The 15081-nt window shown below is 71.3% G+C and carries 13 protein-coding genes; 7 read left to right on the top strand and 6 right to left on the bottom strand.

Annotated elements, in window-relative coordinates; all coding sequences use genetic code 11:
• Positions 1-164: 164 nt before the first annotated feature.
• Complete coding sequence (locus tag ACFY5B_RS23420) at positions 165-1082, bottom strand: MurR/RpiR family transcriptional regulator (RefSeq protein ID WP_389972152.1); 918 nt, start codon at positions 1080-1082, stop codon at positions 165-167.
• Between the two features lie 155 nt (positions 1083-1237).
• Here ACFY5B_RS23420 and ACFY5B_RS23415 point away from each other — a divergent pair, with 155 nt between their 5' ends.
• Positions 1238-1399, top strand: a complete 162-nt coding sequence (locus ACFY5B_RS23415; protein ID WP_344455851.1) for a hypothetical protein — start codon at positions 1238-1240, stop codon at positions 1397-1399.
• Positions 1400-1452: 53 nt separating this feature from the next.
• A complete protein-coding gene (locus tag ACFY5B_RS23410) occupies positions 1453-1854 on the top strand; it encodes a DUF3662 domain-containing protein (protein WP_389972150.1) in 402 nt (133 codons plus the stop codon).
• A gap of 19 nt (positions 1855-1873) precedes the next feature.
• On the opposite strand, the gene ACFY5B_RS23405 is transcribed toward ACFY5B_RS23410, so the two are convergent.
• The 3 genes from ACFY5B_RS23405 to ACFY5B_RS23395 form a co-directional block, all read right to left on the bottom strand.
• Positions 1874-3532, bottom strand: coding sequence for an ArnT family glycosyltransferase (locus ACFY5B_RS23405; protein WP_389972148.1), 1659 nt, complete (start codon positions 3530-3532; stop codon positions 1874-1876).
• A gap of 36 nt (positions 3533-3568) precedes the next feature.
• On the bottom strand, positions 3569-5488 hold the full coding sequence (locus ACFY5B_RS23400; protein WP_389972146.1) for a phosphatase PAP2 family protein: 1920 nt from the start codon (positions 5486-5488) through the stop codon (positions 3569-3571).
• A 203-nt stretch (positions 5489-5691) separates the two neighbouring features.
• Positions 5692-6600 carry an N-acetylglucosamine kinase gene (locus ACFY5B_RS23395; protein WP_389972144.1) on the bottom strand — a complete coding sequence of 303 codons (909 nt, stop codon included), beginning with the start codon at positions 6598-6600 and terminating at the stop codon, positions 5692-5694.
• A 252-nt stretch (positions 6601-6852) separates the two neighbouring features.
• Here ACFY5B_RS23395 and ACFY5B_RS23390 point away from each other — a divergent pair, with 252 nt between their 5' ends.
• The 5 genes from ACFY5B_RS23390 to ACFY5B_RS23370 all read left to right on the top strand — a co-directional run bounded on the left by ACFY5B_RS23390 (position 6853) and on the right by ACFY5B_RS23370 (position 13249).
• Positions 6853-7998: an ROK family protein gene (locus tag ACFY5B_RS23390; protein WP_389972142.1), complete on the top strand. Its 1146-nt coding sequence runs from the start codon at positions 6853-6855 to the stop codon at positions 7996-7998.
• A 274-nt stretch (positions 7999-8272) separates the two neighbouring features.
• Positions 8273-9601, top strand: a complete 1329-nt coding sequence (locus ACFY5B_RS23385) for an extracellular solute-binding protein (RefSeq protein ID WP_389972140.1) — start codon at positions 8273-8275, stop codon at positions 9599-9601.
• Positions 9602-9717: 116 nt separating this feature from the next.
• Entirely contained in the window at positions 9718-10629 is a 912-nt protein-coding gene (locus ACFY5B_RS23380; RefSeq protein WP_389972138.1) for a carbohydrate ABC transporter permease, read from the top strand.
• On the top strand, positions 10626-11528 hold the full coding sequence (locus tag ACFY5B_RS23375) for a carbohydrate ABC transporter permease (RefSeq protein WP_389972136.1): 903 nt from the start codon (positions 10626-10628) through the stop codon (positions 11526-11528). The genes ACFY5B_RS23380 and ACFY5B_RS23375 overlap by 4 nt, the downstream gene beginning before the upstream one ends.
• Before the next feature lie 2 nt (positions 11529-11530).
• A complete protein-coding gene (locus ACFY5B_RS23370; protein ID WP_389972134.1) occupies positions 11531-13249 on the top strand; it encodes a hypothetical protein in 1719 nt (572 codons plus the stop codon).
• 97 nt (positions 13250-13346) lie between these two features.
• Here the strand turns inward: ACFY5B_RS23370 and ACFY5B_RS23365 are convergent, their stop codons facing one another.
• Positions 13347-13883, bottom strand: a complete 537-nt coding sequence (locus ACFY5B_RS23365; RefSeq protein WP_389972132.1) for a GNAT family N-acetyltransferase — start codon at positions 13881-13883, stop codon at positions 13347-13349.
• Between the two features lie 205 nt (positions 13884-14088).
• Positions 14089-14745 (bottom strand): nucleoside/nucleotide kinase family protein, encoded by a 657-nt coding sequence (locus tag ACFY5B_RS23360; protein WP_389972130.1) that lies wholly within the window; start codon positions 14743-14745, stop codon positions 14089-14091.
• Positions 14746-15081 lie beyond the last annotated feature (336 nt).

Here is a 15081-nt window from a genome sequence, read left to right as displayed (position 1 = left end):
AGTGGGTAGGACCCGGCTCCACGGGTGCGGAACGGATCCGGAACCGGCCGGGTCGCGATCCGTGAGCAGTATTTATATATGCCATCCGGTTTGCAAGGAGCATGAAAACATTCATGCGCGCTTTGTTGTGGAATGGCCCCCTTGTGGAACCCGCCGGGCGCCGCTCAGTCCCTGAGGAAGAACTGATGCTGGTCGGCGACCTGCTCGTACTCCTCCAGCCGCGCCTGCGTCCGCTCCGGATCCGCGTCCGTCATGGCCTGCAGCAGCGCCGAGCACATCACGCCCGGGGCCGCGTACGAGTCGAACACCAGCCGAGACCCCGTCCCGATGGCGAAGACGACGTCGGCCTCGTCCGCGAGCGGCCCGAGCGCCAGATCGGTGATCAGGGCGACCTTGAGCCCGGCGCCCCGCGCGACCCGCACGGCCGTCAGGGTCTCCTGCGCGTGCCGGGGCATGGAGAAGGCCAGCACCCAGGTCCCGCCCGCCTCACGCGACTGCAGCAGCGCGTCGTAGGCGACGCTGCCGCCCCGCGTCACGAGGCGTACGTCCGGATGGATCCGGCGGGCGGCGTAGGCGAAGTACTCGGCGAGCGAGACGGAGATGCGCAGCCCGAGGACCGTCAGCGGGGCCGACGACGACAGCTTGCGGCCGACGTCGATGACCATGTTCGGGTCGGCCAGGTCCCGCCGCAGGTTCTCCAGGTTCTCGATCTCGGCGTCGACCGCCGCCTGCAGTTCGTTGCCCCGCATCTCCTCGGCCGGGCCGACCGCGAGGGTGCCCAGCGCGATCGACTGCAGTTTCTCCCGCAGCGCCGGGTATCCGCTGAAGCCGACCGCCGAGGCGAACCGCGTCACCGAGGGCTGGCTGACGCCGACCCGGTCCGCGAGATCAGTGATCGACAGGAACGCCGCCTCGGTGATGTGCTCGATCAGATACTGAGCGATGCGCCGCTGGCCCGGGGACAGGCGGGGACGGTCGAAGAGCGCCCTGAGCTGGGCGGACGGGGAGACCTCCGCTTCGGGGGCGGCCTTCCCCGAGGTGATCGCGGATGCCTGTGCGCGTGCCTGCTGCGGCGATGGCACCGGTGCGCCTCCTTCGTCTCCCACGGACGTTCAACATAGCTCACGCACATGGTGACCAGGGCTTCTCCGGGCGGCATGAGCCACCCGGCAGGGGGTTACCCGTGCGCCGGGCGGGAACCCGCCGCCGCACGCGACCGAAGTAAGGAGCCGACGTCATGACCGTCCCCGAGGAGAACCGGCCCAAGACGGAGACCACCGACGAACTGCTGGAACAGCACGACGAGAACCGCACGCGCCCGCCGGGGGCCACCGGCCGCACGATGCGCGAGGCCCTGGAGGAGGCCGAGGTGCGCCCCGACGACTTCGACGACCGCTAGGGCATCCCCCGACACCCCGACCGACCGACGACGCTTCCGGCAGGAGAGACGGCATGAGCGCGCTGAGTGCGCTGGAACAGACCCTGGAGAACCGCTGGGACGCGCTGTGGGCGCGGCTCCTCGACAAGGAACCGGTCGAGGTCGTCGACGCCCTGCGGCGTGAGTGCGACGACAACGCCGTCGTGTGCCGTGAGGGCCGCGTCATGGTCCCCAACGCCTACGACGTGGAACTCCCCGACGACGTGCACGACCATCTGACCCGCACCGGCACCGACGTGGGCCAGGCCCTCACCGACAGCCTGTCCCGCCACGCGGAACGCCGCGGCTACGAGTTCGCCGGCCCGCTGGCGGTCCACGTGGCGAAGTGCCCCGAGGTGCCCAACGGCCGCTACCGGGTGGCGAGCAGGGTCATGCAGCACGTGAGCGCGGACGGGTTCTTCTACGCGACCCACTGACCCGTGCGGGCCCCGGCACTCAACGGCGATACAGCGTGATCGAGTGCCCGACGTCGTCGACGGGGCGGCTGCCTTGGATCAACTCGGCCAGCCGCCCCGTGGCCTTCGCGGCCGCCGAGTCCGACACGGCCAGCAGCCCCCGCACCTCACGCACCGGCACCCGCCGGGGATCCGGCGCCTCGATGCCGTAGGCGGACGGCACCCCACCGCCCTTGTACACGAGCCACACCCGCTCACCCGGATACCGCTCCCGCAGCCGATCCGCGAGCCGCCCGAGGTCCTGCCCCCAGTCCACGTTCGAGTCGTGCAGCCACTCCCGGGTCCGGCCCGGCCCCCCGAACGCCTCGTTGGCGTACGGCAGATAGAAGGGGTACGCCCGCACCGAACTCACCGCGGCGAACGCGACCAGCACCGCCACCCCGACGGACACCCACCGCCGCCGCGACACCAGCACGCACCCCGCCGCCACCGCGAGGAACAGCGGCAGGAACACGGCATACCGGGTCCCGAAGTCCCGTGCCCCCTGCATGGCCGCCGCCAGCAGCACCAGGGGAACGGCCAGTACGAAGGGGGCGACAGGCCGCAGCCGCCGGACCCCGACGACGGCCGCGGCGCCCCCGGCCCACAGCGCGAGCATCCCCAGCGGCGTCTTCACCAGCAGCGCGGCCGGCAGGTAGTACCAGAGCGAGCCGTCGTACAGCCGCCCGAACAGAAACCCCTGCCAGGGCCGGTTCTCCAGCCCGAACTGCACGCGCATCCCGTCCCGGTAGGCCTCCGGGAACGGCATCATCTCCACCAGCAGTCCCCGCAGCCCGTGCACCACCGGCACATGCTGCTCCGGAACCCAGCGCAGTCGCGGATCGACCACCAGATACGCGACCCACACGACGGCGACCGCGACCAGGGCCACACCTGACGCGGCCACCACGGCCCGGCGCCGGCTGCCCCCGGACGCCCGCCGCACGGACAGCGCGGCCAGCACCATCACCACCGGCACTGCGGGCAACGTGCTCATCTTCGTGGCCAACGCCGCGCCGAGCGCGATCCCCGCGAGCGGCACGTACAGCAGCGGTCTGCGGCGCGCCCGCCACACCAGCCACGCCGAGGTCAGCACGAACCCGGCGGACGGCACATCGAGGGTGGCGAGCGAGCCGTGGGCGATGACGTCGGGGGAGAAGCAGTACAACGCGAGAGCGGCCAACCCGGCGACGGATCCGGCCAGTTCACGGGCGAAGGCGAACACCACCAGACCGAACGACAGGGTCAGCGCGATCATCGGAAGGCGGGCCCACAGCATCAAACGCCAGGGATCGTTGCCCGACTCGTACAGCAGGTCGCGGCCCGACTGCCCCTGGTCCCCGGTGAAGGCGGCATCGATGTGCGGGTCCGCGAGGGCGACCCCGGCGCCGATGACCAGCTTGCCGAGCGGCGGATGCTCGGGGTTGTGCCGCAGCCGGTGCTCGTGCACGTACTCCGCGGCCGCGCCCACGTACACCGGTTCGTCGATGGTCGGGGTCTGCTGCACGGCGGTCGTGACCATCGCGCAGGCCATCTGGGCGAGCAGCACGGCCACGAGGAGGGGCACCGGCCACCGTGTGCCCGGCCCAGGCGTGTTGCGTGCCGGGGGCGACAGCGACACGGGCCGCGGAACGGCGGGAGCGATCCAGAGGTCCCTCATGGACCCACTGTGCATCAGCCCCCGCCGGAGAAAGCGCTACCGCCTCACGAGTCGCACCGACAGACCGTCAGCCGTGTACACCGGCACGGCCCGCAGCGACGGCGAGTCCAGTTCGACACGGTCGAACCGGCCGCGCAGCTGTGAAGCCGACAGGAGGGGAACGGTCGTCCCCGCGGCCGGCGGCCGCTCGGCGTCGAGCCGCAGGGACAGCACGCTGCCCCGGCCCAGCAGAACCCGCCGGCTCACCGTCAGGGCCGGGCCGTGGTTCCCGCGCAGCGGCAGCTCCAGCGTCGACTCGCCCTCCTGGACGTACGAGCCGCGCACCCGCGCGACCTTGTCCGCGCGGAGCGTGCCGCCCGTGACGTGCACGTCGCCCTCGCCGAGAGCGCCCGGCGAGGCGGCGACCAGGGTACCGGCCTCGACGGCGGTTCCACCGTGGTAGCAGTTGTGGCCCGTCAGGGTGAGCGTTCCCGAACCGCGCTTGGTCAGGCCGCCGTCGCCCTCGATGTCGTTGCGCCAGCTGTCGGCCGCGTGGAAGCCCCCGGCCGCCGCGTCCAGCGTCACGACGACGTCCCGCTCGAAGGCGCCGTAACCGTCCGCCGCGGCGAACAGGTTCAGCCGCCCCCACTGTTCGAAGCCGTCCAGCAGGACGTAACCCGACGGCAGCGCGGTCGTCCGCAGCACCTCGCGCCGCTGGGCCGCGGTCAGGTACGGCAGCCGCGTCTCCAGCAGCACCTCCGCACCCTTCGGTACCTCGAGCGGGTCCTTACGGCCCCGGCGGGGCAGGATGTACGTCAGCCGGGGCCGGACCGCACGGGCGTTGGCCTCCCGGTCGGCGTAGGGGTCGGCGCCGGTGTCCGCGGAGTGCGCGTACGCGTACAGGGTGTCGGCCGTCGTGCCGGTCTTCTCCGTGAAGTAGGCCAGGGCCTGGGCGCGGGCCGCCGCCTTGAGCCCGGAGTTGGCCGGGTCCGCCAGGGTGGCGGCGGCCAGCGCGGTGGCCATGATCCGGCCGCCGAGCACATCGACGGGGGAGTGCATGCCCGCGACGATCCGGGTGTGGGCGAGTTCCAGGGCTCGCGTCACCAGCTCCTGGAAACGCTCGGGAACCGCGTACGCGTAGGCCAGCGAGGCCAGGTGCAGGGCGTTGGTGTGGCCGCTGGGGAAACCCCCGTCCTCGGCCGGCTTGTCGCTGCGCTGGCGCAGCAGCTGCGGGGCGACCACGACCTTCGACTCGTACACCGGGAAGCCGAACTCGTCCTTGCTGCCGGTGTCGACGACCTCGCTGTCCTCGTTCATCCGCCACGGCCGCGGGTACAGATAGGCGAACTTGGCGGGGTTGCCGGAAGCCCAGTTGCCGCGCAGGGTGTCCACCAGCCGGGCCACCTGGCCCAGTTCGGAGTCGTACGAGCCGGCGCCCAGCGCGGAGCCCGCCGGGGCGCCGGCGGGCACGGCGTCGTCGATCTTGGCCGGTGGTGTTCCGTCCGGGGCGCTGGTGATCGACGTGACCGCCTTGGCCCCCGTCTTGTAGAGCGCGGCGAGCGGGCCGAGCCCGTCGATCATCGCGTAGCTCTGGTGCTGGCGGTCGACGACGAAGGCCTTCTTCGCCTCCGCGTCGGTGCGCTCGGTGGTGATCCGCTCGCAGTAGCGCACGTTGGCGCGCAGTATGTCCGGCATGAGCGGGGTGCCGGTGTTCCAGGCGCCGCCGGTCTTCCACACCTGGGCGAAGCCTCCCAGGGCCCGGACGACCGCGTTGGTCTCGGGCGTCTGGTTCGCCAGGACGTTGGTCTTGTAGTCGTCGACGAACGCGGCGGGAGCGGTGGCTGCCTTGGCGTCCGCTGCGCCCAGCCACCCGACGAAGGCCGGCGCGGCGACCAGCGCGGCCGAGCCGCCCAGGGAGGTTCTGAGGAAACCCCTCCGGTTCAGGGTGGGGGAGTGGTGCCCGGCGGATGACGGCATGGGTGTGCCTCTCTTCAGTTCTGCGGCCCTGCGGCCGGGTGCGATCGTGCGATCTTGCCTGATGCGACGGGGAGTTGAGTGGCCCGTGGGTCAGGTGGTGCCTACGAGCGAAGAACTACGGCCGGGTGGTGTCCCATCGGCGAGGGTGCTGCGGCCGGGACATGTCCCGCGGGTGAACGAGGGGGCACGCGTGACCCGGTGCGTCACAGCAGCGATCGTGCCAGTGCCACCGCGCCCTCGACCGGTGGCTCCCGCAGCGGCCTGGTACGGGCCGCGGGCACGGTGTCGGCGAGGGCCGCGGTGAGGGCGTCGAAGAGCGCGGGCTGGGACAGCACGGTGCCGCCCGCGACCACCACGTCGTCGACGACGGCCCCGCGCGCGGCGAGACGGGCGACGAGTGCGGCGAGGGAGCGGCCCGCCTCGGCGATCACGGCACGGGCGAGGGTCGAGCCCGCCTCGGCGGCCGTGAAGACGACGGGAGCGTGCCGGCCCCACTCGGCGGACACGTCGGAGGCGCTCTCCAGGGCCGCGCCCAGCGCCGGTACCTCCGGCACGCCCAGCGAGGCCACGAGGCCGAGCGCCAGCTCGTCGGGTTCCTCGCCCCGGTCGTGCGCCGCCCAGACGGCACGGGCCGCCTCCCGGACGAGACCGGCGGCGCCGCCCTCGTCGCCGAGCACGGCGCCCCAGCCGCCCACCTGGACAGTGGTGCCGTCGGGCAGCCGCCCCACGGCGACGGACCCGGTGCCGGCGACCAGGCCGGCACCCTTGTCCAGACCGGCGGCGGGGACCAGGAGCTCCGCGTCGCCCACGACCAGCGCGGGCACGCCGAAGGCACTCTCCACGGCGGCGCGGATCCGCGCGCACTGGCGGGGTGTCTCGCAGGCGTGCGCGCCCACGGCAAGAGCCGAGGGGCGGGCGTCGGCCGGCAGCGTCTCGCGGACCAGGCCGGTCAGCCAGTCGGCCGCGGCCGCGGGGTCGTGCGGCCGCCAGCCGGCGCTCGAACGGACGTGATCGACGACGCGGTGGTCCCCCGCCAGGGCGCGGAGGTGCGTCTTGGTGCCGCCCACATCGATGCCGAGCACGAGAGAGCTGGCGGAGTCGGAGTCCTGCACGGATCCTCTTTCGTCGGTGCGCAGTGCTGCGACGGCGGGCGAACCGTGCCTGAGAGAAGGGCAGTTGACAACTCTGGAAGCCCCGGGACGGGCCTCTGGCGGAGTCACGGCAGGCGAGTACCGTGACATTCGTTAGGAAGTTAACTAACGAAGTACAGTGCGTCAAGAGGAATCCCATCGCCGCATCCACGGAGCCGTTCGCGAAGCCGACCGCCCCGGGGAGAGCGGCCCATGACCTGTGTGGGGTAACTGTTGGAACAAGACCTGGCAAGAGCCCCCCGCCTGACCGAGAGCGCGGGCGCGGTGTTCGCCGTGCTGGCCGGGGCCGGCCGTGCGACCCGGCCTCAGCTCGCGAGCCTCGCGGGCCTGTCCAAACCGACGGTGTCCTCCGCCGTCGCGGAACTGGAGAGCGTCCGGCTCGCCGCCCACTCCGGCACCGCCTCCAGCGGCACGGGGCGCAATGCCGCCGTATACCGTCTCGGGCCGGCCGCGGGGGCCGTGCTCGCCGTCGACCTCGGCCCCGCCCTCACCCGGGTCCGCGGCTGCGCCCTGGACGGCACACTGCTCGCCGAGGCCACCGGGCCCCGGGAGGGCGCCGCCGACGTCGTGCGCGAGGCGCTCGACGCGCTGCCCGCCGACGCCCCGCTGCGGACCATCGTCGTCGCCGTAGGTGACGTCACCGCGCCGCGCAAGGAGGGCACCGGTATGCGTCCGGCGACCGCCAAGGCCGGTCCCGTCTTCGACGCCGTGGCCGTCGCGCTGCCGCCGGGCGTCCCCGTCCATTTGGAGAACAACGTCAACTGCGCCGCCCTCGCCGAGCTGCACGAAGGCGCCGCCCGGGGCCGGAACATCTTCGGCTACCTGCGGATCGGCGTCGGTATCGGCCTCGGCATCGTCGTCGGCGGTCAGGTGCTGCGCGGAGCGAACGGCGCCGCCGGTGAGCTGGCCCGCATTCCCTACCCGTGGGACGACGGCCGCGAGCCCCGCCACGAGGCACTGGAGGAGTACATCGGCTCGCGCTCGCTGCTGCGGCGCGCGGCGGAGGCCTGGCCGGACACCGACGGGCCGTGCCCCCGTACCGCCGAGGAGCTCTTCACCCTCGCCGGGCAGGGCCGCGCCGCCGCCCGCGCCGTGGTCGACCGTCATGCCGTGGACGTGGGCCGGCTGGCCGCCGCCGTGACCGCGGTACTGGACCCGGGACTGGTCGTGCTGGGGGGCAGCACGGGCGCGTACCCGCAGCTCCTGCACGGCGTCCGGGCCGAGCTCGCCCGGCTGAGCTGGCCCACCGAAGTCGTCAGCAGCACGGTCGGCGATCTCGGCACCGTCGTGGGTGCCGCCAGGCTCGCGGTTTCCCGAGGAGTCCAAACCGTGACCGAGGTCGCCGGGGCGAAGGATTGACGGCTTCCGACTCGTCGTGCCAATGTCCGGACAAGCGCTTTCTGAGTCGGCCGGGACGCCGACTCCGGGTGAGCCTCCCGCCCGTACGCGAAGTACGGCAGCCGCACGAGGGCGTGCTTGTGCGACGCCGGCCGTCATGGCCGGGGACCCCACCCGTCAAGGCGACGCGGCCGGGCGAGGCCGTGCCCCCGGAAAGCGAAATTTCCTGCAAAATGCACCCGTGCCGCCTCGGCTGGCGCCGTGCTTCTTCCGCTACGAAGAAAAGGGATCGAAGATGATCAGTGTGGGTGTGCGGCGCTCCCGCCGTCTCGGCCGCGGCGGTATACGCCGTGTGGTTCCCCTCGCTGCCGTGGCCACGGCAAGTGCCCTTCTGCTCTCCGCCTGCGGATCGGGGTCCGACTCGGGCGGGACCTCCAAGTCGCTGACGTTCTGGATCTCCACGGTTCCGGGGCAGGACGCGGGCTGGAAGAAGATGGTGTCGCAGTACAAGAAGGACACCGGCGTCACCGTCAAGCTCGTCAACATCCCCTACGACGGCTACCCGACGAAGCTGCACAACGCCGCGCAGGCGAACTCCCTGCCCGATGTGGCGGCCGTGCCGGCGCTGGACCCGATCTGGGCGAACAAGCTGATCGACCTCAGCTCCATCGCCGGCAAGAAGAGCAACAAGATCAACGCCAACTTCCTCGCCAAGGACTCGTCCGGGAAGGTGCTGGCCATCCCCTCGGACGTCACCGCGTCCGGTCTGTTCATCAACAAGTCGCTGTTCAAGAAGGCCGGCGTCTCCTTCCCGACCTCGCCGCAGAACACCTGGACCTGGACCGAGTTCATCAAGGCGGCGAACAAGGTCCGCGAGAAGACCGGCGGCAAGTACTCCCTGACCTTCGACCAGTCGCCGTCCCGGCTGCGCGCCATGGTGTACGAGATGGGCGGGAAGTACGTCCACGCGGACTCCTCCGGCAAGTTCTCGGTGGACGCGGCGACCAAGAAGGCCGTGAACACCTTCGTCGGATGGAACGACAACAAGACCATGCCGAAGTCGGTGTGGACCAGCGGCGCCGACCCGTCCGCCATGTTCCAGAGCGGTGACGTGGTCGCCTACTGGTCCGGCGTGTGGCAGGTCGCCGCCTTCTCCGAGAGCATCAAGAAGTTCGACTGGGCGAGCGTCCCGACTCCCGCCCAGCCGGTGCAGGCCAGCGACGTCAACAGCGGCGGCATGATGGTCGGCTTCAACAACAACGGTGACGCCGCCACCGCCACGCAGAAGTTCCTGTCCTGGGTCTACGAGCCGGACAACTACCGCGTGCTGTGCGAGGCCTCCGGCTTCCTGCCGGTCGAGAGCGGCCTGAACCCGAAGTACCCCTTCAAGTCCGAGGCGGCGCAGGCGGCGTTCAAGCTGTACAACGAGTCGATCCCGCTCTACGCCCCGATCTCCGGTTACTTCAACGGCGCGCAGACGAAGTGGGTGCTGAAGGGCAAGAGCCTCACCGAGGACCCGACCAAGACGGAACTCGGCAAGGCGATCAACGGCCAGCAGTCGCCCGACAAGGCCCTGGAGAACATCGTGGCCGGCTACAACCAGCAGGTCGGCGGCGGATCGTAGGCCGCGGGGCCGGGCGGCGGGGGTGAGACACCGCCGCCCGGCCCTCAACGCCCCGTGATGTCGGGCTCATGGCGTGAGCCCACCGCAATCCCTTCCACCAGCACGGAGTCAGGAAGATGACAAAACGCGCCTCGGACGTGTCCGCGAGCCCGCCCAGGAGACGCAGTAAGTACACCCTTGCGCCGCTCGTCCTCATCGCGGCCAACGTCGTGCTCTTCGCGCTGTTCTTCGTCTGGCCGGCGGTGATCGGGCTCCTCTACTCCTTCACGAACTACACGGGCGTGGGGCTGTTCCAGTGGGTCGGGCTGGACAACTACTCCAACCTGTTCGGGGACTCCACGTTCTACGACGCGCTGAGCCGGACGCTGCTGTACACCGTCCTCTTCGTGCCGCTGAACTTCGCGCTCTCGCTGCTCGCCGCCAACCTGGTGGTGAACAAACACGCCAAGGGCTCGTCGGTCGCCCGCGTCATCTTCTTCATCCCGTGGCTGCTGTCGCCCATCGTCGTCGGCGTCCTGTGGCGGTGGCTGTTCGGTGAGAACTTCGGACTGGTCAACTACGTCATCGAGCAGCTCGGCGGCAGCGCCGTTCCGTGGCAGTCGAACGCGGACCTGTCGCTGCTGGTGGTGGTGATGGCGGCAGCCTGGGCGTGGACCGGTTTCACGATGCTGCTGTTCATCGCGGCGATCAAGAACGTCCCGGTGTCGTACTACGAGGCGGCCGAGCTCGACGGCGCCGGTTCGTGGCGCAAGTTCGTGAGCATCACGCTGCCGAGCATCGCGCCCACCTCGTTCATCGTCATCCTGCTCAACACGATCAACGCGATGAAGGAATACCCGGTGTTCGTCGCCCTCAACAACGGCGGACCCGGAACGTCGAACAACCTGATGGTCCAGTACATCTACGAGACCGGCTTCAAACGGGGCCAGATCGGCTACGCGAGCGCCGCGTCGTTCGTGCTCATGCTCATCCTGATGGCCGTCGCGATCATCCAGCTGATCGTCAACCGGCGGGTGGAGAACCGATGACAACCACAGACATGCCACGCCCGCTCGACGCCGATGCCAAACAGCCCGCGTCCAGGAAGCGGCCCCGCAACGCGGCCACCGGGGGGCTCCGGCGGGCGGTGCCCGCGACGACGCTCCTGTGGATCCTGGCGTGCCTCTACGGTCTGCCGGTGCTGTGGTTCATCCTCAGTTCCCTCAAGCCGTCCAGTGACCTGTTCTCCTATCCGCTGACACTGGTCCCGCACAACCCCACGCTGTCGGGTTTCAAGGCGGCGTGGGACAGCGCCAACTTCTCCCAGTACTTCATCAACACGGCCATCGTGTGCGTGATCACGACGATCCTCACGGTGGGTGTCAGCTGCTGCACCGGGTATGCGCTCGCCAAGTACGACAACAAGTGGCTCAAGGCCTTCTTCCTCTGCATCCTGGCCACCACGATGCTGCCGTCCGAGGTCATGCTCGCCCCGGAGTTCCTGGTGGTCCGCAACCTCGGCCTCTACAACTCGTTCGCCGGCATCATCCTCCCGGCCGTGCTCACGGCGACCGGGTGCTTCATGTTCCGCCAGTTCTTCCTGACGGTCCCCGACGAACTCGTGGAAGCCGCCCGTATCGACGGCGCCCGCGAACTGTCGATCTTCGTGCGGATCATGGTGCCGCTCTCCCGCCCCATCATGCTGACCCTCGCCATCCTGTCCTTCCAGTGGCGCTGGAACGACTACATCTGGCCGCTGCTGATGCTGAACGACCCCAACAAGTTCACCGTGCAGATCGGCATCCAGAGCATCGTCGGCGCGCAGAACATCAACTGGTCGGTCCTGCTCGGCGCGTCGGTCATCTCCATGATCCCCCTGATCGCCATCTTCCTGGTCTTCCAGCGCTACGTCATGGGCGCCGACATCAACGCCGGACTGAAGGACTGACCTTGCTCACCCCGCTCGACCACGAGTTCGTCCGTGCGGTGGCCCGCGCCGCCGACCGGACGGCCATGCCGCTGGCGGCCGCCCCCGACGAGGAACCCGACGGCGTGGCCCACCGCGCTCTGGCACGCCGGGCGAAGACGCTGATCGCGGCATACCGGTCCCCGGAATCGGCACTGCACGGCAGCGGGCAGGCCATCGCCGCCGCGACGACCCAGCTCCGCGCCCTGAAGGCCACGCAGACAGCCACCGGGCTCTTCGCCGGCGGCGACAACGTCCAGTCCCCGCCGGACTCCGCGTTCACCGTCAACGACGTGTGCGACGCGCACGTGCTGGCCGCCGGCGCCGGGCCGGAACTGCGCGACCTCACGGCCACGCTCGCCGAGATCGCCCACGCCTCCTCCGGCAGTCTCCTGACCGGCGGAGTACACACCCCGAACCACCGCTGGGAGCTGTGCGCGGCGCTCGCCCGACTGCACCGGTCGTTCCCCGACGGCCGGCTCCTCGAGCGCATCGAGGAGTGGCTGTCCGAGGGCGTGGACATCGACACGGAAGGCCTGTACTCGGAACGCAGCGCCAACTACGCGGTTCACGTGTCCAACCCTTCGCTGCTGCTGCTGGCCGGTGTCCTCGGCCGTAACGACCTGCTGGACGCCGTCGAACGCAACCTCACCACCACCCTGGACCTCATCAGGCCGGACGGCACGGTGGAGACCGTCCACTCGCGCCGGCAGGACCAGAAGCACCCGTTCCCGCTGGCGCCCTACCTGCCTCACTACCGGCTGCTCGCGATCCGCACCGGCCGGGGCGACTTCAGCCGGGCGGCGACGCTGGCGGCCGCGGGCGGCATCGACGACCCCGACCTGCTCGCCGAGAGCCTCCTCACCCCGGACCTGTGCCGCGTGCTGCCGGCACCGGCCGCGGAGACCCTTCCGCGTGACCGGTACCTCACCACCGCGCGCCTCGCCGCACGCGCCTCGGCCACCGCGCACACGGTGGTGTACGGCGGCTCCGACGTGCCCGAGCACCGGCGCATCCGCTCGGGCCTCGCCTGCAATCCCACCTTCCTGCGCCTGTTCGCCGGCGACGCGGTCCTGGAAGCGGTCCGTCTCTCGCGGGGCTTCTTCGACCTGGGCCCGTTCCGCGCCGCCGACATGCAACAGTCCGCCGGCCACCGGTACCGGCTCACCGAAACCCTCACGGCCGCCTACTACCGGCCGCTGCCATCGGACCGGCGCCGGGACGACGGCGCCTACCGCATGGCGGACGAGGGGCGCTTCTCGGCCGCGATGGCCTTCCCCGACCGGCCTCGGGACGAGGTCTCCCACACGACCCGCGTCGAGGTCGACCTGCGGGAGGACGGTGCCGATCTGCGGATCGACATCAGCGGGCCACGGGTGCCCTGGGCCCTGGAACTGACCTTCCGGCCGGGTGGCGTGCCAGAGGGCGCCGTACCGATCGGCGACGGCCGCTGGTGCCTGACGACCGGCGCGATGACCTACCGGGCCGGTGCCGACGAGATCCGGATCGAGGCCGACGTCCGGGCGGGTGAGCCGCTGGCCGGGCCGGACCGGAGCGAGGTACTGCGGTACGACCCGGGGCAGGACTACACCGTGGTGGGCGGCACCGACGCGACGACCGGGAACCGCGTCTACATCGGTGGACTCGGCCCGCACACACTGACCGTCGCACTGCGCGCCCACCGGTCCGCACCCATCGGGTGACCCAGACGACCCACGGGCGGCCCCAGCCGGCCTCACCGAAGCGGGCCCAGACCGCCTCCGGTTCCGCCGAGCGGGCCATGCGCTGCGATCACCTCGGTCACAGGGGGTCGCACGAGTGCCTCTCCTGCGTGTCGGCGGCCGGGTCGCGGACGGGCGGTGCCTGCGCTGCGAGCTCCCTGAGGGGATCACCGCTCAGCCTGCACACCTTCCACTCGTCCAGCAGCTCGACCCCGAGCGACGTGTAGAAGTCGATCGTCGGCGTGTTCCAGGCCAGGACCCACCACTCGAAGCGGTCGTACCCGTTGCGCCGGCAGGTCGCCGCGAGGGCGGCGAGCAGGGCCTTGCCGTGGCCCGCGCCGCGGGCGTGCGGGCGGACGTACAGGTCCTCCAGGTGCATGCCGCGGGTGCCCGTCCAGGTCGAGAAGCGCGGGAACCACAGGGCGTAGCCCATGACCTCACCCGTGCCGTCGTCCTCGGCGATCAGGGCGAAGGCGGCGGGGTGCTCCCCGAACAGTGCCTCGCCCAACTGTTCCTCGGTGGCCCGGGCCTGCTCCACCGCCCGTTCGTACGCGGCGAGTTCACGGATCATGGTGCGGATCTCGGGGATGTCGTCCAGGGTGGCGGATCTGATCATGCGGCAGATCATGCCCCATGGCCGAACAGCCTTGGAACCGCTTGCCGGGACGCGTCAAGTCGTCCTTCCTGACGCGGTGTTCACCTCCGTCGCCGCCGTGCGGGCGTGCTCAGGAGGCGGTCCGTGCGGCGGCGCATGGAGCGGGCTTCCGGTGCGGCCCTGGGTCGGGCTGGGGTGCGGCTGCCGATGGACGCCTGACGGGCGTTCAGGCCTGCGCACCCGGCATCGCCGACTCCGGCACCACCAGGTCCGCCCGACCCCGGGTCGTCGCGACCAGCTCGGCGTTACGCTCGTCCGAGCGTGCCACCCAGGACACCGCCTCCTCGTGCGTCTTGCCGAACCGCTCGTGGCGGGCCACCAGCCGGCGGACGCGTTCCCGCTCCGGCACCTCGCAGAACCACACCTCGTCGAGGAGGGGGCGCACGCGGGACCAGGAACCGGTGGTAAGGAGCAGGTAGTTGCCCTCGGTGACGACCAGACGGGCCGCCGGGGGAACCGGGATCGCGCCCGCGATCGGCTGCTCCAGAACGCGTTCGAAGCCGGGCGCGTACACGACGTCGTCGCCGGGCTCGTCGCGCAGCCGCAGCAGCAGGGCCGCGTACCCGGCCGCGTCGAACGTGTCGGGTGCCCCCTTGCGGTCCCGGCGGCCGAGGCGCTCCAGTTCGGCGTCGGCGAGGTGGAAGCCGTCCATGGGTACGTGCGCGACCCAGGGGTCGCCGGTGCCGTTCAACTCCCGCACCACGTGCTCGGCGAGTGTCGACTTGCCCGCGCCGGGGCTGCCCGCGATGCCGAGGAGCGCGCGCCGGCCGCCCTGGGGGAGAGCCCGGGCGCGGTGGACGAGGTCGTCGAAGGTGAGCGGCACGGAGCAAAGTGTGTCACCCCGGGCCGGGAGCCGGGAGCCGGGAGCCGGGAGCCGGGAGCCGGGAGCCGGGAGCTGGGAGCTGGAGCCGGAGCCGGAGTCGTGAGCCGGGAGCTGGGAGCTGGAGCCGGAGCCGGAGCCGGAGCCGGAGCCGGAGCCGGAGTCGGGGGTCGTGAGCCGGGAGCTGGGAGCCGGAGCCGGAGTCGGGGGTCGGGAGCCGGGAGCTGGGAGCCGGAGCCGGAGCCGGAGTCGGGAGTCGGGAGCCGAGCCCGGCTCGGGAGCTGACGGCTCCGCTCCCCTCGCGCCCCCGGCGTGTGGCGTGCGCCACTCACTGGAACA

The sequence above is a fragment of the Streptomyces sp. NPDC013187 genome (assembly GCF_042899705.1).
Classification (GTDB): Bacteria; Actinomycetota; Actinomycetes; order Streptomycetales; family Streptomycetaceae; genus Streptomyces; species Streptomyces hawaiiensis_A.
This window is presented reverse-complemented; position numbering and strand designations above follow the sequence as displayed.